The following is a 20,592-nucleotide window of genomic DNA, read 5'->3' on the forward strand; positions in this document are numbered from 1 at the left end:
ATAATAAAAATTCAATTTCGGTGAGATGCGAAAGTTTTATCTTTGTTTCGATGATATCTAATAACAAAAACCTGATTTATATTTTTGCCACGTTATTCCTCTTCTTGTTGGGAATTCAGGTTTATTTCATGTATAAGACCTATCAAGTGAAAGAAAGGGAAATATACAGATCCATAGATCAGGGTATTTCAGTCTATACCGATCAAGTAGTGAACAATCATTCTTCTAAGGATTCGAAAAGCGATTCTCTGCAAAAGAATATTATCAGATATTATCACAAAAAGCTCAATAAAGAGGACTTTTTAAAATACTTAGTAGATAACAAAAAAAAATCCGGGAAAAATTTAACTACTTACATTAATGATCGCCGAAAAAAAGACGGATATATAATTTGTGTAAGAATTCAATATTCTTTGATCCTCCATCTTCCTGACAGCATCAAACTGATACAGCAGCCTGTCACTATTTACGAAACAAAAGATAAGGTGATAAAACCAAGCATTACCAGCGTTGGAACATGGAGAACCTCTTCCGTTCAAGAAACTACAGGAAAAGACCCGGTCAATGATGTGGATTCATTCTATGTTAGTACCCAGACGGAGATTGAAATTGAAAATATACAAAGTCTTGTTTTCAAAGAAATCTTTCTATTAATCATCTGTTGTATCGCCCTTCTTGCAAGCGTTCTTGTTTTGTATATTTTCACCATCAAAAATCTCATCAAACAACAAAAACAGGTAAAAGTTCTCCACACTGTTGTGGATAACATTTCACATGAGTTTAAAACTCCAATTGCAACCTTAAAAATAGCATCTAAAACGTTGAAAAAGGGTTGGAATCCTGATACTCTTCCATTGATTGACCGGCAAATCACAAGATTGGAGAACCTCATGCTACAGCTTCATAAAGATGAAACGCCTGAGGAAATGACTGCGATACAGTCTGAAAACTGGGATTTCTTTATTCAGGATCTGGCTTTTACTTATCCACAAATAGATTTTAAGTTTGAAAACAAGATCTCAGGACAGCTTCCTTTTGATAAAAACCTTATGGAAACTGTTGTAAAGAATCTTTGTGAAAACAGTATAAAATATGGAGCTTCCGTTGTGACAGTTAATACCAGTAATTCTGCTCAGAGTCTAAAAATTGAGGTTTCCGATAATGGCCAGGGTATGGAGAGTAAAGAATTGAAGAACATTTTTGAAAAATTCTACAGAATACAAGCCAATAATATCCATAACAGTAAAGGACTTGGGCTTGGGCTCTATTTTGTAAAAGAAATTATTACCTCCTATCACGGAAAAGTTGATGTATCCAGTCAACCAGGTGTTGGAAGTACTTTTAAAATAACCATTCCATATGAAAACTAAAATCCTGCTGGCAGAAGATGATTCCGATTTCGGAACCATCCTTAAACAATATCTTGAACTGGAAGATTTTGATATCAGCTGGTATCAGAATCCTGAAGACATTATCCCCTTAATTTCTGCTGATTTTCCTTTTCAGATCGGAATTCTGGATGTGATGATGCCTAATATTGATGGTTTCTCCCTTGCAAAAATGATATTAAAAGAGAAAAATAACTTTCCTCTTTTATTTTTAACCGCAAAGAATCAGAAAATTGATCGTTTAACCGGATTAAAAATAGGGGCAGACGACTATATTTCCAAACCATGCGATCCTGAAGAACTGGTATTGAGAATAAAAAACATTCTGAAAAGAACATCTCCGCCACTTATAGAACCCCAGATTCAAATCGGAGACTACTCTTTAGATACCCAGAAGCTTCTCTTATCCCATCCTAACGGTAATGTGCGGATGACGGTTCGTGAACAAGAATTACTATTATATCTTTTGAAGCATAACCATTCTACAATCACAAGGAACAATATCCTGGATAACCTATGGGAAACCAATGATTATTTTACAGGAAGAAGCCTTGATGTATTTATCAGTAGGTTACGAAAGTATTTCAGCAATGACCCGAACGTAAAAATCCAATCCCTGAGAGGAATTGGATTTGAAATTGATTTTCCAACCCGCTAATTTTTTAAAAAGAAAGTTTCACGATAACCGGAAAATGATCCGATGGATAAAGAAGGTTCTCTCTTCTGTCATTGATGTGACGATGAGATCTTATCTTAAAGTCTTTTGTAAAAATATAATCGATTCTGTCTTTAGGTACTTCATTTACATTAAAAGCGGTAAAGGTTCCTGCAGGTCCATAATGTTTCGTTTCAGAATGATAAAAAGTATCCTCCATATTTTGGGAAAGAATTTTAACAGGCTCCGTATCATCTGTAAGATTAAAATCTCCACTCACCGTTACTGGCAAATTCTTTGGATTAAGCTCCTTGATCTTTTTCAAAATCAATTCTGAAGACTTTACTCTGGCTACATTTCCAATATGATCGAAGTGAAGATTCATCGCAAGGAATTCTTTTTTCGATTTTTTATCCTTAAAAACAGCATAGGTACAAATTCTGTTCAATGCAGCATCCCAGCCTTTTGAAGGTTTCTCAGGAGTTTCAGACAACCAGAACGTCCCTGATTTTATCACATCCAGTCTTTGGGTATCATAAAAAATAGCAGAAAACTCTCCTTTTTCTTTACCATCATCTCTTCCTACTCCAATATAATCGTAATTCTTCAACCCATTTTTAATATCTTTCATCTGTTCAGGAAGTGCTTCCTGAACACCAAAATAATCGGGATGATAATAGGTTAAAAGATCCGTTACATCCTGTTTTCTTTCCGGCCATGCATTTTCTTTGTCTGAAGCTACATTTAATCTGATATTAAAACTCATTACGGTAAGGTCCTGCGAAAATCCTAGTGCAAAAAGCATCAAGAGTATCATTGAAAATCTGAAATTCATAATTATTTTATCAATTTGAGACAAAAATAAGACTTCTCTATGACAGAGAAGTCCAATTTATATGATAATAATGTTAAATTATTTATTTTAAGAATAATGATGAATACTACAATACCAAACTGTTATTATTTAAATTAGTATCAGGTATTTTGGAATCCGGATCTAGCTTAACCCCGTTTATTTCCTTGTTAGAATCCACCTTGAAAGTCCATTCGGTATTTCTCTTCCAGACTTCGATAGGTATTTTGACATTTTTTGTTGTTCCGTCTTTAAATACCAATTGAACCGTAGTAGGAACTGGTAATTGTCCAATATTTTCAATTGTCACCTGAACCCCTTTTTTAAAATCTCCATCAATATATTTAGCACTCTTCACTGCCTGATCAATTTTCCATTTATTGAAAAACCACCCTCTCCAGAACCAGGTTAATTCTTCTCCTGAAACATTTTCCATACTATGAAAGAAATCCCATGGAGTAGGATGTTTAAACGCCCAGCGATCTATATAAGTTCTGAAAGCTTTATCAAATTTTTCAGGCCCTAAAATTGATTCTCGTAAAATAGATAATCCGGCACCAGGCTTGTAATAGGCCAAAGCAGCAATACTTCTTTCTTTCATATTATCTGGTCCCACCATAACAGGTTCCAGGTTATCATTCATAAAAAAATTTCCTGCTTGCCCTAAATTCTTTTTCCTGTAATACTCCCCTTTATTAAAAGCTTCTGTGGAAATTTCGTTAATAAATGTATTAAACCCTTCATCCATCCATGCGAATAATCTTTCATTAGAACCTACGATCATAGGAAACCAGTTGTGCCCAAACTCATGATCCGTAACTCCCCAAAGCTCCTCTCCTTTAGAATCCATGTGACAAAAAACAATTCCCGGATACTCCATTCCGCCTTCATTTCCGGCTACATTGGTTGCAGCAGGATACGTATACCCATACCATTTCTTTGAGTAATGTTCTATAGCTGCTTTTGTATATTCTGTAGATCTTCCCCATGCTTTTTCCCCTGCGCTCTCCACAGGATAAGCAGAAATAGCCAATGATTTTTTCCCATTCGGAAGATTGATTCTCGCCGCATCCAAAATGAAGCCGGCAGATGATGCCCACGCAAAATCACGGGCCTGTGTAATTTTAAACTTCCAGGTTTTTGTTCCTGAAGATTTGTTTTTACCGATTTCAGATTCCGGACGTATCATTACAGTTTTATCACTGTTTCTTGCCTGGTTCCACCTGTTGGTTTCTTCCTTACTGTAGACTTCATTTTCATTCAAAAGTTCACCAGAGGCTACAACATAATGATTGGCTGGTACCGTAATATTTGCAGTAATATCTCCATATTCAAGATAAAATTCGGAAGCTCCTATGTAAGGAAGCGTATTCCATCCCATAACATCATCATATACACACATTCTCGGATACCATTGTGCCATGGTAAATATTTTACCATTTTTGGTATCCTGTATTCCCATTCTGTCTGAACCATATTCAGGGGAAATAAAGGAATACTCAATAGCAATTTTTGCCACGCCACCCCTTGCTTTTAATTCTCCAGAAAGATCAATCTGCATCCTGGTATCCGTAATGGTATATTTTACCTCTTTACCATCAATTTTTACTGATTTAATGGTGTAACCACCCTCAAAAGCCTCTCCATGAGCTCCGTTTCTGCTTCCGGATAAAGGAACAACCGCATTTCCACGGGAATCTTTTGCAAAGAGGTTCTGATCAAGCTGCAGCCAAAGAAAGCTAAGTTTATCAGGACTATTATTGGTATATTTAATTTCAGCGGTACCTGTAATCTCTTTTTTACTTTCATTCAAGCTGACATTTAAATGATAATCCGCTGAATTCTGCCAATAGGCATGTCCCGGTTGTCCGCTTGCAGAACGGGTTTCCGTACCTGTCTGAGGATAGAAGAATGGCTTAAATGCTTCTACATAATCATATTTTGGGGTTTCCTGTGCTACTACAGATCCTGAGAAAAAGAAAACTGTAATAGCTGAAACAAGGGTTGGAAGTTTTAAATTCATTTGAAAAAATTATTACTAATGTAATGCATAGGTAAAAAAAATGCCCGGAATTGTTACAAATCCGGGCTACTTTTTTAAATAAATTAAGTTAGTTTGATTTTTTTGCTTTAATCATGGCTTCCAATGCATCCCACATTTCGCCCGGGATTGCTTCAAGCATATTAAACTCTCCTGCTCCCTGAAGCCATTCTCCACCATCAATAGTCACTACCTCACCATTCATATAAGCAGAATAATCTGATACAAGATATGCAGCAAGATTAGCTAACTCCTGATGTTCTCCTACTCTTCTTAACGGAACTTTTTTCTTCATATCAAATTTTTCCTGCAAATCTCCGGGAAGAAGTCTGTCCCATGCTCCTTTTGTAGGGAAAGGTCCCGGAGCAATCGCATTGAAACGAATTCCATATTTTGCCCACTCTACCGCCAGTGATCTTGTCATGGCCAAAACACCTGCTTTTGCGCACGCAGAGGGCACAACATAGGCTGAACCTGTCCATGCATACGTTGTAACAATATTAAGAACAGTTCCAGGAGTCTTAGAGTCTATCCAATGTTTACCTATAGAAAGTGTACAGTTTTTTGTTCCTTTTAAAACAATATCTAAAATAGAGTCAAAAGCGGAATGAGTCAGTTTTTCTGTTGGAGAAATAAAATTTCCGGCGGCATTATTCAATAAAATATCAATTTTCCCGAATTCTTTCAGCGTTGCTTCTTTCATGGCTTCCACCTCATCCCAGTTTCTTACATCGCAAGCTACACAAAGAATTTTTCCGCCTGTTTGTTCACTATCATTTTTATTTTCGCTTTGGCGTTCACGATTGCTTCGCAATTCTTCTTCCAGTTCTTTTGCTGTAGCCTGTAATTTCTCCAGATTTCTGGAGGTGATCACCACATTGGCTCCCAGTTCAAGAAAATATTTAGTCATTGCTTTTCCAAGACCGCTTCCACCTCCTGTTACAATCGCTACTTTATCTTTCAGTGCACCTTCGCGCAACATCGGTTGTGTATATAGACTCATAAAATATTTTTTCTTAAAAATAATAAATATTGAAATGCAATCCTTTAAAATAGGTTGATAAATAATGCTACAAATAATTATTCCTTATAATATTATTAAAAAAAATACATCAAATACTCCAAAAGAAAATAGCCTGGTAATTGTTACCAGGCTATTTGTATTGTTTCAAGACGATCTATTAAGAAGCAACGACTCCTTTGAATGAAAGCGTTTTAGGCGTTTTACTCTCACTTGTAGTAACATTTACAGTTTTCATAAATGGACCTACTGCCGCTGCATTATAACTAGCTTCTACAAAACCTTTCTTTCCTGGCTGGATAGGCGTTTTTGTATAATCAGCGGTAGTACATCCGCATGAAGGGGCTACATTTTGTATAATGATTGGTTTTGAACTTGTATTGGTAAATTCAAATCTGATCAATTTTGGTTTTCCCTGAGGAATATTTCCTACATCTATAGATTCTGATTTCCATTTAATAGCATCTGCAACCATTTTTACAATGGATGGAGCGTCTGAAGTAAGCACATTAGCATAAAAAGGAGAGAATGCCAACACAGCCAAAAGAGCGGTAATTTTTAGTTTTTTCATGAGTATAAATTTTATTATTTAAAAACGGATTATCTTTTTCGATGTAACAAATGTAAAACAGACTATGATTACAACTTGTTAACCGCTGTCAAACATTTGTTAACAAGTTGTTAATGGTAAAAGATAAATAGATATTTTTGGATAATATTGTTTCAGGAAATGAAAATAAAAAAACTCAATATCATCATAACGCTGGGGTTCATCGCTATTATCGGAATTTTAATAGCTCAACTGATGTGGACCCGCCAAGCTTATAATCTTGAGGATAAAAAGTTTAACCAAAAGGTAAATATTGCCTTAATGGAAGTTGCGGAGAAATTATCCGGCGGAAAAACTTCCTATACGGAAAATCCTGTTCAGAATATCGCCAATGACTATTATGTAGTCAATATTAATAATGAATTTCATCCCATAGTTCTTGAATATTATCTGAAAACAGAATTCACCCGCTTTCAAGTCAATACAGATTATGTATATGCATTATATAACTGTCATAGTGATAAAATGGTGTACGGAAAATTTATGACTTCTCATCAGGAAAGCCCAAGTAACAAAGTAATTAATTTTCCCAAGCACAAAAACCTTACCTATTACTTTTCAATCCGGTTTCCTGATAAAACAACTTATCTGATCAGCTCATTAAGATTCTGGTATGTGCTCACTTTTGCCCTTATTATTATTCTTTTGGTGTATGTTTATTCTATTTATACCATCATTCAACAAAAGAAATTCTCAGAACTGCAAAGAGATTTCATCAATAATATGACGCATGAGTTCAAAACACCTTTATCTTCCATACTTTTAGCATCCGAAGCTCTCAATAAGCAGGATCTGGTGCAGGAAAACTCTAAACTACAGACCTACACCTCTATTATTATCAATCAAAGCCACAAGCTTAATAATCATATTGAAAAAATACTGAATATTGCAAAGAACGATGCTTCCGGCTTGTCATTAAAGCCTCAAAAAATCGTCCTGCTTCCTTTTATTCAGGAAATTGCAGATACCATACAGCATAAAAATGCAGACCTCAGCATCGAGATAGATATTGAAAACAGCACTTCAATCATGGCTGATGAATTTCACTTTACCAATATCATTTATAATATTTTAGACAACTCCATTAAGTATTGTGAAACAAACCCGGTTATTAACATTTCATCCTATAAAGATTCAAAAGGTTTATATTTAAAGTTTAAAGACAACGGATTGGGTATTCCTGCTAAAAATATTCCTCATATTTTTGAAAAATTTTATAGGGTACCTACCAAAAGAAGTGAGGAAGTAAACGGTTTTGGGCTGGGACTATTTTATGTAAAGAAAGTAGTGCAACAGCATCTCTGGAAAATTTCTGTAGAGAATAATGAAGACAAAGGAATTACCACCACTCTCTTTTTTCCGTTTTCAATTTAATCATGTGTAAGTATGGAGAAATCTAAAATTTTATATGCCGAAGACGACAAAACAATAGCATTCCTGGTTGAAGACAGCTTAGAAAGTTATTATGATATCAGCTGCTATTCGGATGGAGAATCTGCATTGGAAGCATTTAACAGTAAGGATTATGATATTTGTCTGCTGGATATTATGATGCCTGGCATGAACGGATTTGAAGTAGCCCAGCAGATTCGTAGTAAAAACTCTGAGATCCCGATTATTTTTATTTCTGCAAAAGCTTTAAAAGAAGACAGAATCAAAGGGTTAAAAATAGGAGCCGATGATTATCTGGTAAAACCATTCAGTATTGAAGAACTGATGCTGAAAATAGAAGTTTTCCTGAAACGTACAAAGAAAACCAATCCCACTCCTGTAAAATATAAAGTCGGGAAATATGATTTTGACCCTAAAAACTACACTCTGCAAGGCATAGAAAACAACATCACTCTTACTCAAAGAGAGTCTGAACTTCTTCATTATTTTCTCAATCACAAAAATACCGTTGTGAAAAGACAGGATATCCTAAAGGCCATCTGGGGAGATGATGATTATTTCATGGGGAGAAGTCTGGACGTATTTATTTCCCGGTTGCGAAAAGTGCTGGCTGCGGAACAGGATATTTTAATTGAAAATCTGCACGGAATAGGGTTCCGTTTTTCCGAAAAAAATAAATATTGAACGAATTCTTATAAAGTAAAACAGCAAATGATGATTTTAATTAATTTTAACCTTTGAAAATTTGTTATTAATGAAAAATCACAGAGCCATTGTTTTTCTGTTTCTATTATTTTTAAGTCTTTACTTTAAAGCTCAAAAATTTGAAAGATTATATCAATATGTAAATCCACTCATCGGAACTGAAAAAATGGGGCATACCTATCCCGGAGCTACTGTTCCCTTTGGAGCCATACAATTAAGTCCGGAAACTGACAGCATTTCCTATGAACTTAACGGAAAATACAATGGTGAAGTTTATAAATATTGCGCAGGCTATCGTTATGAAGACAAAACCATTACAGGCTTTAGCTCTACTCATTTTAGTGGTACGGGGCATTCTGACCTTGGGGATTTTTTGATAATGCCTACTGTTGGAAAGCTTCAGCTTAATCCCGGAACGGCTACACATCCTGAAAATGGATACAGAAGCAGATTTTCACATCAGAACGAAAAGGCCGCTGCAGGATATTATCAGGTTAAGCTTGATGATTATAATATCCTTGCAGAATTAACCGCTACTCCAAGGGTGGGAGTCCATCGTTATACTTTTCCCAAATCTGATCAGGCTCATATTATTTTAGATCTGATGGCGGGCATCTATAACTATGACGGAAAAAATGTCTGGACCTATGTCCGCAAAGAAGATGGTAACACCATTACAGGATATAGGCAAACCAATGGCTGGGCAAGAACAAGAACGGTTTATTTTGCGATGACATTTTCAAAACCTTTCAAATCCTACGGTCAGAAAAATTATGATGAAAAGCAGATTTACAAAGGATTTTGGAGAAAGTTCGATCAAACAAAAAACTTCCCGGAAATCGCTGGAAAAAATTTAAAAATGTATTTTGATTTTGACACGAATGAAGGCGAATCTATTGAGATCAAACTTGCAATTTCTCCTGTAAGCCAAGCTAATGCTTTGGAAAACCTTGAGAAGGAAGCCGGAAATTTAACGTTCGATCAGGTTAAGGCAAATGCGCAAAGAGATTGGGACAAGGAATTAAATAAAATTGTTATTGAAGGTTCTGAAACCCAAAAGACCAATTTTTATACTGCGATGTATCATACATTCATTAACCCCACAGCTTATATGGATGTAAACGGAGAATACAAAGGATTGGATCAAAATATTCACAAAGCAGAAAATTTCATTAACTATACTACATTCTCTTTATGGGATACGTATCGGGCTCTTCATCCTTTCTTTAATATTATTCAACCTAAACGTAATAATGATATGGTGAGATCAATGATGGCTCACTATAATCATTTTTCAATGAAAATGTTACCCATATGGTCACATTATGCCAATGACAACTGGTGCATGAGTGGTTATCACAGCGTAAGTGTTGTTGCCGATGCTATTATCAAAGGAAATTATAATGGTGATGCTAAAGAAGCCCTGAAAGCATGTGTAGAAACAGCCAACAAAAGAGAGTATGAAGGGATTGGCCAATATATTGATCTAGGATATATTCCTGCTGAAAAAAACGGAACTTCAGTTTCAAATACTCTGGAATATGCTTATGATGACTGGGCCATTGCTCAGTTGGCTAAACATTTAGGAGAAACAGAAATCTATAATCAATTCATCAAACGTTCTCAAAATTGGAAGAATAATTTTGACAAAACCATCGGATTTATGCGTCCGCGCCTTGCTGATGGAAGTTTTAAAAAAGATTTCGATGTTTTAAGTACCCACGGACAGGGATTCATTGAAGGGAACTCATGGAACTATAGCTTTTTTGTTCCGCAAAATCCAGATGAGCTGATAACAATGATGGGCGGAAAAAAGAAATTTGCATCAAAGCTGGATGAACTGTTTTCAATGCACCTACCCGATGAATTTTTCGCAGATACTGAAGATATTACCAGAGAAGGGATTATCGGTGGATATGTTCACGGAAACGAACCGGCACATCATGTTGCTTATCTCTATAACTGGGCAGGACAGCCTTGGAAAACCCAATCACAGATCCGTCATATTCTTGAAATGCAATATAAAGCAACACCGGACGGATTAGGAGGAAATGATGATACAGGACAAATGAGCGCGTGGTATATTCTAAGTTCATTAGGTTTTTATTCTGTAGCTCCCGGTTCAGAAAACTATTCAATAGGAAGTCCGGCCATTGACAATGCTGTTTTAAATTTAGAAAACGGAAAAACTTTTGAAATTGAAGCCATCAATCAAAGCCCACAAAATATATATGTACAAAAGGTTCTTTTAAATGGAAAAGAGGTTAAAAATTTCACATTAAAGCATTCTGAGATTATGAATGGAGGAAAACTTACTTTTTATATGGGCAATAAGGCTAAAAAATAGGTTTTGGCTAAAGCCAATAGAATTTTTGAAATAAAAAAGCGGGCTAAAGCCCGCTTCTATTGAATTGTTATAATAACTTTTATTATTCTTTCACCTCGAAAAGTAGTCTCTCTCCAAATTTCTCTTCAGCAATTTTTCCATTATCATAAACCAGGTTTCCATTGACAAAAGTGTGGGTAACTTTAGAGTGAAAGTTCATTCCTTCAAGAGGACTCCAACCGCATTTGTATAATAAGTTATCTTTGGATACCGTCCAGTCTTCATTTAAATCTACCAAAACAAGATCTGCCTTATATCCTTCTTTTACAAAACCTCTCTTTTCTACTCTGAAAAGAATTGCAGGATTGTGGCTCATTTTTTCAACAATTTTCTCTAGGGAGATTTTACCGTTTTTATAGTTTTCCAGCATCACGACTAATGAATGCTGAACCAATGGTGCTCCCGACGGGCATTTTGTATACACATTATCCTTTTCTTCTGCGGTATGAGGCGCGTGGTCCGTTGCAATCACATCAATTCTGTCATCCAGCAATGCTTCCCAAAGAGCATCTTTATCCTTTTGTGTTTTTACTGCCGGATTCCACTTGATGAGACCTCCTTTTGTTTCGTAGTCCTCATTCGTAAAGGTAAGATGGTGAACACATACCTCAGCAGTAATCTTTTTATCTTTTAGTGGAATATCATTTCTAAATAGCTCCATTTCTTTAGCCGTAGAAAGATGAAAGACATGAAGTCTTGCTCCTGTTTTCTCCGCCAGTTCAATTGCTTTTGAAGAGGATTTATAGCAAGCCTCTTCACTTCTGATCAAGTGATGGAACTTCACCGGAATATCTTCTCCATATTCATCCAAATATTGTTGAGTATTGGCTCTGATGGTAGCTTCATCTTCACAGTGAACAGCGATCAGCATGGTTGTATTACTGAAAATATTTTCCAATGTTTCTGGATTATCAACCAGCATGTTTCCTGTAGATGACCCTAAAAATAATTTGATACCCGGAACATTTCTCGGATTTGTTTTTAAAACTTCCTCAAGGTTATCATTTGTTCCTCCCATCATAAAACCATAGTTGGCATATGCTTTCTGAGAAGCTATTTCATATTTATCCGCTAATAAATCCTGAGTAACAGCATTGGGAACCGTATTAGGCTGATCGATAAAACTGGTCACTCCGCCGGCAATAGCAGCTCTTGATTCCGTTTCAATATCTCCTTTGTGGGTTAAACCAGGATCACGGAAATGTACCTGATCATCAATCACACCAGGAAGAAGATATTTTCCTGAGCCATCAATAATCTGATCTGCATCTTCAGAAATACCGGAAGCTATTTTAGAAATCAAGTCATTTTCTATTAAGATATCGCTTTCAAAGGTTCTTCCTTCATTGACGATATTTACATTTTTGATTAGGGTCTTCATTTTACTTTTTAGAAATTAGATTAGAAATGAGAGGTTAAAAATGGGTAAGTTAACAATGAAGTCTTATGAATACATACAATCATGAATTGATAACATCCTGCTTTTAACTTCTCTAAAAAGCAAAATTAAGGTTTATGAATGAATTTTTATATCACTCGTAATAAATCAATTTCTAAATATTTACATTTGCATAAAATTTTTCGAATTGTATAAGAAATTATTAGGGCAGACAATTATTTATGGAGTGGGGGCTATTGCGCCAAGAATTATTTTATTCATCCTTAATCCACTGTTGATCTATAAAATTCCCAATGAAGGTTTTGCAATTTTCACACAGCTTTATGCGTGGATTTCATTTGTGAACATTATCCTTTCGTTTGGTTTTGAAACAGCCTATTTCCGATTCTCTGCGGAAGATGATAATGAGAAAAAAACCTTCAATACTTCATTCTGGTTTTTATTTTCAACCTCTACCCTATTCCTGGCATTATGCTATTTATTCAATCAACCTATTGCCGATTATTTAGGATATCATGATAATCCTCAATATATTAAATGGTTTGCATTAATTGCTTTTTTTGACAATCTATTGGTGATTCCTTTTGCATGGCTGCGTTTCCACAATAAGCCTATTAAATACTCAGCAGTGAGAATCTTTCAGTCCATATTTCAGGCAGTTTTTACAGCAGCTCTATTCTTTTGGATTCCGGAAAGTGTATCAAAAGGTTTTGGTCTAAATCAAAATGTAGATTATCCTTTCTTCAGTAATCTGGCAGGAAGTGCTTTAGGTTTCCTCTTGTTACTTCCTATTATATTAAAAGTAAGATTCCAATTCATCACCTCTTTATTTAAGCGTATGATCAAGTATTCATTTCCATTGATGCTGGCAGGTCTTGCTTTTATGGTGAATGAAAACTTTGATAAATCTATACAGAGAAATCATATTTCAGATGAGCAAGCCGGTGCTTATGGAGGCTGTTATAAACTAGCCGTCCTGATGACTTTATTTGTTACGGCTTACCGAATGGGTATTGAGCCATTCTTTTTTAAGCAAATGGATAAAGGGGATGCTAAAAAGACTTATGCTAAAGTAGCAGAATACTTTGCTTTTTTTGCCTGTGCTGTAGCTCTGGGAATCATCGCCAATATTTCATGGTTAAAGAGTGTTTTTATTCCTAATAAATCTTATTGGATTGCAATAGACATTATCCCAATTATTGTAGTAGCTAACCTTTGCTTCGGAATATATTATAACTTTTCCACCTGGTATAAAGTAACGGACAGGACGAGTGTTGGAACCGTAATTTCATGGATTGGAGCAGGTATTAATATTGTTTTAAACTACTTAGCCTTATCCTACTACCACAGTATGATTGGTTCTGCTTGGGCTACATTCGGGGCATATGCAATTATGATGATTGTATCATACTTGCTGGGACAAAAATATTACCCAATTCCTTATAGAATGAAGAAAATGAGTTTCTTCTTACTATTACTTGGAGTTTTCAGTTTTATCATTGTAAAATATCTTAACTATAATATTTTAACAAGTAATTTATTATTCTTAATCTTCTTAGGAATTTTGATCTATTCTGAGAAAAATATGATTTTATCAAGAATCAGGAAGAATTAAACTTTGGTCTCTCTTTTGATAACTATTAAGCTTTAAAAAACTAAACAATGCGTTAAATGTGATAAATATTACTTTTTAAAAATGTTTTAATCATTACATTTAGCCCAAAATACATTACATTTAAACAAAAAACATCGTTATATCATCTATGAAAATTATTGTTCCAATGGCTGGACGTGGTTCCAGATTACGTCCACATACATTAACCGTTCCAAAACCACTTATTCCTATCGCAGGGAAACCTATCGTACAGAGATTAGTGGAAGATATTGCTAAGGTTGCAGGAGAAAAAATTGAAGAGGTAGCTTTTATCATCGGAGACTTTGGTCCTGAGATCGAAAGATCACTTCTTCAGATTGCCGAAAAACTAGGAGCAAAAGGAAGTTTATATTATCAAAATGATCCACTTGGAACTGCTCATGCCATTAAATGTGCAGAACAGTCAATGACAGGAGATGTTGTCATTGCTTTCGCTGATACTCTTTTCCGTGCAGACTTCCAGCTGGATAAAAATTCTGACGGAGTAATATGGGTAAAAAGTGTAGAAGATCCATCTGCTTTTGGAGTTGTAAAATTAGATAACTATGGTTTCATCACAGACTTCGTAGAAAAACCACAGACATTTGTCTCTGACCTTGCCATCATTGGAATTTACTACTTCAATAGTGCCGAAAAGCTAATGGATGAAATCAACTATATCATGGACAATGATATTAAAAACGGTGGAGAATATCAGCTGACTATGGCCTTGGAGAACCTTCGAGCTAAGGGCGCTAAATTCACTTTGGGTAAAGTAAATGACTGGATGGACTGCGGTAATAAAAATGCTACAGTAGAAACCAACAGCAAAATCCTTGAATATGAAAAAGAGGAAATGAGCCATTATCCTGCTTCTGCAGTCATTGAGAATTCATTGATCATTCAGCCATGCTTTATTGGGGAAAATGTAAAAATATCCAACTCTAAAGTAGGTCCTGGAGTTTCATTAGGAAATAACACCATTATTGTCAATTCCAATATTGAAAACTCTCTCATTCAGGAAAACACAAGAATCAACCACGGAAATCTTTCCAATTCTATGATTGGTAATTCTGCTCAGTATTTTGGAGTGGCAAGAGAAATTTCTCTGGGAGATTATTCAGTGTTAGATTTTCTTTCCAAGTAAATAAGATTAGAAATTCTTTAACTTAAATAAGATAAAACCAAACCACACAAAATGTTTTGTGTGGTTTGGCGTTAATATTGCACCGTATTTTTTTAATTGAAAAGATAAATACATGAAAAATTGGATCCCATTTTTTTTATTGCTTATTGCTTTATCATCCTGTAAAACCCGTAATGCTGTAAAAAGTGGTACAGGTACTCCCCAGGACAGTATCAAAACAACAGAAGATAACAGAAATCCAAAAGATGTAAACCAACCGGTAAGGGATAAATTTTCCTTTTACGAACATGTACTAATCCCACTAAAATTCGAGCAGATCAAAATTGACAGTAAGGTACGGGTAGAAACCGGCAGCTTTATTCCAACACTGGATGCAACCATTTATATTGAAAATGATAAAAAAGTTTGGATGAACCTGAGAGCCCTTTTCCTTAATGTGGCCAGAGGTATAGCGACTCCGGAAGGAATAAAAGGGCAGGATAAGACAAGTAAAACGTATATTGATTCCGACTTTGATTATCTTAATAATCTCCTGAATGTTAACTTCATTGATTATGAAGCTCTCGAAAGAATCCTATTGGGAAGAACCTTTATAAAGATTAATGATTCTCAGTTTACACTCACTCAAAATGCACAGGGATACAAAATGGTTTCTAATGTCAACCAGAAAATTGTAACTGATGAAAAACAGAGAGAGTACAAAATTGCATTGCAATATGATACCAATTATGATTTACTGACTGTCAACTTAAAAGATGTCTTATCTCCGGATGAGTTAGAAATATCTTACAGTAATTGGAATGAATACAATGGAATCCGCTTGCCGCAAAATGTTAAAATAATTATAAAAGGCTCAAAATCTAGTCAAATTTTACTGGAAAACACGAAATTTGACTTTTCGAGGATGGAAACACCTTATTCTGTACCATCCAGTTATAAGAAAATTGAGATTAAATGATTAAAAAATTTAGCTTTTTAATAGGTGTTCTTATGTTCGGGCTGCACCAGGGGCAGCAGAAAAAAGAACAGTTACAAAAACAGAATGCCGAACTTAAAAAACAAATTGCACAAATAAATACAGATTTAGCTAAAACAAGAAGCGAATCTAAACTTTCCATAGCCTATCTTACCAGCGTTAATCAAAAGTTAGTCTTAAGAGAAAAAGTCTACAATAACACTCAAAAAGAAAAGAGATTTATTGAAGATGATATCTATCTGAAGCAGCTTGAAATCAACCGTCAGAATAAAGAACTGGCTGTTCTGAGAAAGAACTATGCTGAAGTTTTGGTAAATGCTTATAAAAATAAAGGGGTACAGAATAAAGTAACCTTCATCCTTTCAGCTAAAAACATGGGCGAGGCTATCCGAAGAGTACAATATTTAAAGCAGTATTCAGACTATCAGGATAAAAAAGCAGCTGAGATTACTGATGCTGCCAATCAGATCAAAAAAACCATTACACAAAGACAGAACTCTGTAAAAGAAAAAGAAAACCTTCTGGTAAATCAACAGAAGGATTTAGCTACGATTAATACGGAAAGAGCCCAAAAAGAGCAACTGGTAGCTGATTTTAAAAAGAATGAATCGAAGCTTACTGCTGAACTGAAACAAAAACAGGTTCAATCCAAGGCTCTTGAAGGGCAGATCAGAGCAATTATTGCTGAAGAGATCAGAATTGCGAAAGCTGAAGAAGAAGCAAGAAAAAAAGCAGAAGCAGAAAAAATACGTTTAGCAAAACTTGCCGCTGAAAGAGAAAAAGCAAGAATCGAAGCGGAAGCGAAAGCAAGAGCTGAAGCGTTAGAAAGAGAAAGAAGAATTGCTGAAGCCGAAGCAAAAAGAGCAGCCGAATTAGCAGCAAAAAGAGCGGAGGAGGAAAGAAAGCGTAATGAAGAGGCTGCAAAAGCAGAAGCCAATTCAAGAGATGAAGCAAGAAAATTAGCCGCGAAAAAAGCTTCAGATGAAGCAGCAGCTAATGCAAAAGCAGCAGCAGATAAATTAGCCGCAGCAAGAGCAGCAGAAGCAGCACTAGCCAAGAAAAAAGAAGAAGAGAAAAAAGCGGCAGAGTCTAAAGCAATGACAAGTTACGGAGTGACTACTTCCACAGGAAGCAGTTTTGCGGAAAACAGAGGAAGATTAGGATATCCTGCAGACAGAGCTGGGCAAATTACTCACCGTTTCGGAAGACAGCCACACCCTGTTTTCAAAAATATTACAGAAGAAAATAATGGGATTAAACTTTCCGTACCTTCAGGTACCCGTGCAAAGTCTGTATATCCGGGATCTGTCTCTTCAGTACTTGCGAACAATGACGGTACAAAAACCGTAATCATTAAACACGGAAGTTATTTTACTATATATTCCAACTTAGGAAGTGTAAGTGTTTCCAAAGGACAGCAGGTTTCTGCAGGAACTCCAGTAGGAACTGTAGCTCAGGATTTTGATGGTGCCTATACCCTTGATTTCCAAGTATGGAATGGAAGTACACCAGTTGATCCACTAGGTTGGATTTCATATTAAAAAAAGTGTAACTTTGTAAAAATTTTAAGAGATGAATACACTAACAATACTTGCCTTATCTTGGCAACATATCCTTATCGTAGCAATACTTTTAGTGCTGCTTTTTGGAGGAAAGAAAATTCCGGAACTAATGAGAGGAGTTGGTTCAGGTATCAAAGAATTTAAAGATGCGGTAAAAGAAGAAGACAAACCAGGTTCTGAAAATAAGTCGTCTTCTACAAACAATAATTCTTCAAGTAACTAAAATTCCTTAGAATTAATGAAATTTACTGAGACTGCATGGAAAGTCTTCAATCAATCTATTGAAGACTATCACGTGTCTGATGACGTTAACACTCTAATTAATAACCCGTTTGAAAAAGATAGTTTGGAACGGATTTTGTATGCAAAGAACTGGATTGATACCGTTCAATGGCATCTGGAAGATATTATTAGAGATGAAAATATTGATCCGGCTGAAGCTCTTCAATTAAAGAGAACAATAGACGCCTCCAATCAGAAAAGAACTGATCTGGTAGAATATATTGACAGTTGGTTCCTTAATAAGTTTGAAAATATAACTCCTAAACCTGAGGCAAAGATAAATACGGAGACTCCCGCTTGGGCAGTAGACAGATTATCAATTCTTGCATTAAAGGTTTATCATATGTCATTAGAAGCCAATAGAGAATCCGCTTCTGAAGAACACAGAAATAATTGCCAGGCTAAACTGGATGTTCTGCTTACTCAGAGGGAAGATCTATCTACTTCTATAAATCAGTTGCTTGCTGATATTGAGAACGGTAACGTTAAGATGAAAGTATACAAACAAATGAAAATGTATAACGATGAAAGTCTTAACCCAATCCTTTATCAAAAAGGGCAACAGAAATGAAAAGACTAGTTTTTTTTGGAGTACTAATACTATTAACATCTTCCTGCGCAACGGAAAAGCTTAACCTTTCTCCGCTGTCAAATAATTTTTATAGCGATACAAAAGGATCTGATTCTGATAGAGGCTCAAAGAAGAGTTTTAATATCAATATCAAGGAAAACGTAAACGCTTCTGAGATTTCAAATATCATCTCCACTTTTCCTAAGTTTAAAAACAATGGGCTGAATGATGAGGTTACAAGTTTGAAATACAGCCTTCAGAATTATTTATATGCTATTGACGCCAATAATTCAGCTGGTAAAAGCAGAGCGCTAAAAAGCTTCGAAAAATCATACAAAAAAATTCAAAAGCAAAGACAAAGTCTTGACAAGGATGATGATGAAGTTCTTAACAGATATTTGGTTCGTTTAAAAACCAATATTTCTGTCATTGAAGATACTTTACCAGGAAGTTAAAAACTAATTGAACTATCAATGATTAAAATTCAGGCGGAAGCCAATGTTCCTACAGAGCACGGCAATTTCCGAATGATTGCTTTCTCCGAAAACGAAAATGACTGGATGCCTCACATGGCAATCATCGCAGACAATACAGATTTTTCAAAACCTGTAAATGTCCGTTTCCATTCAGAATGTATTACCGGGGAAGTTTTCCATTCAAAAAAATGTGAATGTGGGCAGCAGTTGGATGCTGCAATGAAATACATCCACGAAAACGGAGGTATTATTATTTATCTTCGTCAGGAAGGCCGTAATATTGGGATCATCAATAAATTAAAGGCATATTCATTACAGGAAAAAGGACTTGATACGGTACAGGCCAATCTTGAACTGGGACTTCCTGCTGATGACAGGAACTTTGGTGTAGCTATTGAAATCCTTAATCTGTTGGATGTAAAAGATGTCAATCTTTTGACCAATAACCCTGAAAAGGTAAAATATGTGGTAGATAGTAATGTACATCTTAATTCAAGGATACCATTACAGATTCCGGCCAATGAGATAAGTAAAGGCTATTTACAAACGAAAAAAGATTTCTTTGGACATCTACTCGATGACAATGATAACTAGATAAAAAAAGCTTCAGAATAAATTCTGAAGCTTTTTTATTATGTTCTGACACCTCATCACCTCTCAATTCCAGTATCAACTTTCACTATAAAGCTATCAGAATTCATTAAATTTCCTTCTATTTCAATCCATATTTATTAGACCTTATCATTGTTTATAAGACAGCTTTATTAGTCCTTAAACGATCAATGAGTTCACCATTATCCATTGTTAATGACTCATTGCTTATCCAGTCTCTCCTATTCATTCATATCATATAAAAAGTCAAAAGCCCCGGAAGATAACTCCCGAAGCTTTTTTAATTATAAAAAACTGAAAAGATATTTCTTAATTAATGAGCATTGATTGTTTTAATCTTTGATTCATCAAGGTTATAATACTTTACTACCGCATTATAATCACTTAAATCAACACTATTAGCTGCTTTTGCAGACTTTTTAGCTGGATCTGCAGGTACTAATACAATTCTAAATGTTTGATTTGTCAAATAATTAGAAGTTTCTGAAGGTGTCATTTGTGTTCCTTGATTAAAATTTGCTTTTGTTTCAACATTTACAACACTACTATTAAACTTAAAGTTATAATCTAGTTGTCTATTTGTTGGCAAACCAGTTACATCATTAAGATAATAGGTTTTGGGAATTTGTTGCCACAGATTACCTTCTTTTTTATATACAAGCACTACATCAGTAGCTTGAATGCTGATATCAGATATTAATGTATAATTGTTTGCAGCTGTAAATGATCCAGTCGCATCCGTCATGATTGGAAATGTATCATTATCTTTTCCAGGATTTACCACAACCGGATCATCATTGCTATTATCACAACTATATGTTAAAAATCCGACACCGGCTAATAATATAAGTGGAAGAATTTTTTTCATTTCTATAAATGTTTA

Annotated in this window: 19 protein-coding genes; 13 read left to right on the forward strand and 6 right to left on the reverse strand. The window is 35.2% G+C overall.

The genetic code is table 11. From position 1 onward, the window contains the following. Positions 1-50 precede the first annotated feature (50 nt). Entirely contained in the window at positions 51-1,370 is a 1,320-nt protein-coding gene (locus tag NBX25_RS10570; protein WP_123909085.1) for a sensor histidine kinase, read from the forward strand. Further along, positions 1,360-2,046: a response regulator transcription factor gene (locus tag NBX25_RS10575; protein ID WP_250253614.1), complete on the forward strand. Its 687-nt coding sequence runs from the start codon at positions 1,360-1,362 to the stop codon at positions 2,044-2,046. The genes NBX25_RS10570 and NBX25_RS10575 overlap by 11 nt, the downstream gene beginning before the upstream one ends. 4 nt (positions 2,047-2,050) lie before the next feature. Here NBX25_RS10575 and NBX25_RS10580 read toward each other — a convergent pair whose 3' ends face one another. From NBX25_RS10580 to NBX25_RS10595, 4 genes are all read right to left on the reverse strand, one after another. After that, positions 2,051-2,878: an endonuclease/exonuclease/phosphatase family protein gene (locus tag NBX25_RS10580; protein ID WP_164464411.1), complete on the reverse strand. Its 828-nt coding sequence runs from the start codon at positions 2,876-2,878 to the stop codon at positions 2,051-2,053. 106 nt (positions 2,879-2,984) lie between these two features. Next, positions 2,985-4,919, reverse strand: coding sequence for a M1 family metallopeptidase (locus NBX25_RS10585; RefSeq protein WP_250253615.1), 1,935 nt, complete (start codon positions 4,917-4,919; stop codon positions 2,985-2,987). An 88-nt stretch (positions 4,920-5,007) separates the two neighbouring features. Then, the gene (locus NBX25_RS10590; RefSeq protein ID WP_123909088.1) at positions 5,008-5,940 is read right to left on the reverse strand and encodes an SDR family oxidoreductase; all 933 of its coding nucleotides are present in this window, start codon (positions 5,938-5,940) and stop codon (positions 5,008-5,010) included. Between the two features lie 178 nt (positions 5,941-6,118). Further along, on the reverse strand, positions 6,119-6,529 hold the full coding sequence (locus NBX25_RS10595; protein WP_123909089.1) for a DUF1573 domain-containing protein: 411 nt from the start codon (positions 6,527-6,529) through the stop codon (positions 6,119-6,121). Positions 6,530-6,688: 159 nt separating this feature from the next. On the opposite strand from NBX25_RS10595, the gene NBX25_RS10600 reads away from it, so the two are divergent. The 3 genes from NBX25_RS10600 (at position 6,689) to NBX25_RS10610 (ending at position 11,012) form a co-directional block, all read left to right on the forward strand. Beyond that, positions 6,689-7,942, forward strand: coding sequence for a sensor histidine kinase (locus NBX25_RS10600; RefSeq protein ID WP_250253616.1), 1,254 nt, complete (start codon positions 6,689-6,691; stop codon positions 7,940-7,942). Between the two features lie 12 nt (positions 7,943-7,954). Then, positions 7,955-8,644, forward strand: a complete 690-nt coding sequence (locus NBX25_RS10605) for a response regulator transcription factor (protein WP_123909091.1) — start codon at positions 7,955-7,957, stop codon at positions 8,642-8,644. 70 nt (positions 8,645-8,714) lie between these two features. Next, on the forward strand, positions 8,715-11,012 hold the full coding sequence (locus NBX25_RS10610) for a GH92 family glycosyl hydrolase (protein ID WP_250253617.1): 2,298 nt from the start codon (positions 8,715-8,717) through the stop codon (positions 11,010-11,012). An 82-nt stretch (positions 11,013-11,094) separates the two neighbouring features. On the opposite strand, the gene NBX25_RS10615 is transcribed toward NBX25_RS10610, so the two are convergent. Further along, positions 11,095-12,432, reverse strand: coding sequence for a dihydroorotase (locus NBX25_RS10615; RefSeq protein WP_250253618.1), 1,338 nt, complete (start codon positions 12,430-12,432; stop codon positions 11,095-11,097). 205 nt (positions 12,433-12,637) lie between these two features. On the opposite strand from NBX25_RS10615, the gene NBX25_RS10620 reads away from it, so the two are divergent. From NBX25_RS10620 to ribA, 8 genes are all read left to right on the forward strand, one after another. After that, positions 12,638-14,065, forward strand: a complete 1,428-nt coding sequence (locus NBX25_RS10620; RefSeq protein WP_250253619.1) for a lipopolysaccharide biosynthesis protein — start codon at positions 12,638-12,640, stop codon at positions 14,063-14,065. Between the two features lie 148 nt (positions 14,066-14,213). Then, positions 14,214-15,230: a sugar phosphate nucleotidyltransferase gene (locus tag NBX25_RS10625; RefSeq protein ID WP_250253620.1), complete on the forward strand. Its 1,017-nt coding sequence runs from the start codon at positions 14,214-14,216 to the stop codon at positions 15,228-15,230. A 112-nt stretch (positions 15,231-15,342) separates the two neighbouring features. Then, positions 15,343-16,188 (forward strand): lipoprotein insertase outer membrane protein LolB1, encoded by an 846-nt coding sequence (gene lolB1, locus NBX25_RS10630; RefSeq protein ID WP_250253621.1) that lies wholly within the window; start codon positions 15,343-15,345, stop codon positions 16,186-16,188. After that, on the forward strand, positions 16,185-17,747 hold the full coding sequence (locus NBX25_RS10635) for a peptidoglycan DD-metalloendopeptidase family protein (protein ID WP_250253622.1): 1,563 nt from the start codon (positions 16,185-16,187) through the stop codon (positions 17,745-17,747). Before lolB1 ends, NBX25_RS10635 begins: the two co-directional genes overlap by 4 nt. 31 nt (positions 17,748-17,778) lie before the next feature. Then, positions 17,779-17,991, forward strand: coding sequence for a twin-arginine translocase TatA/TatE family subunit (locus NBX25_RS10640; RefSeq protein WP_066699604.1), 213 nt, complete (start codon positions 17,779-17,781; stop codon positions 17,989-17,991). A 15-nt stretch (positions 17,992-18,006) separates the two neighbouring features. Then, positions 18,007-18,621, forward strand: coding sequence for a DUF4254 domain-containing protein (locus NBX25_RS10645; protein ID WP_123909098.1), 615 nt, complete (start codon positions 18,007-18,009; stop codon positions 18,619-18,621). Continuing rightward, positions 18,618-19,076, forward strand: a complete 459-nt coding sequence (locus tag NBX25_RS10650; RefSeq protein ID WP_123909099.1) for a hypothetical protein — start codon at positions 18,618-18,620, stop codon at positions 19,074-19,076. Before NBX25_RS10645 ends, NBX25_RS10650 begins: the two co-directional genes overlap by 4 nt. 18 nt (positions 19,077-19,094) lie before the next feature. Further along, on the forward strand, positions 19,095-19,691 hold the full coding sequence (ribA, locus tag NBX25_RS10655; RefSeq protein ID WP_089739566.1) for a GTP cyclohydrolase II: 597 nt from the start codon (positions 19,095-19,097) through the stop codon (positions 19,689-19,691). Positions 19,692-20,022: 331 nt separating this feature from the next. Here ribA and NBX25_RS10660 read toward each other — a convergent pair whose 3' ends face one another. After that, the gene (locus tag NBX25_RS10660) at positions 20,023-20,577 is read right to left on the reverse strand and encodes a hypothetical protein (RefSeq protein ID WP_250253623.1); all 555 of its coding nucleotides are present in this window, start codon (positions 20,575-20,577) and stop codon (positions 20,023-20,025) included. Positions 20,578-20,592 lie beyond the last annotated feature (15 nt).

Source organism: Chryseobacterium sp. Marseille-Q3244, from assembly GCF_940807095.1.
Lineage (GTDB): Bacteria > Bacteroidota > Bacteroidia > Flavobacteriales > Weeksellaceae > Chryseobacterium.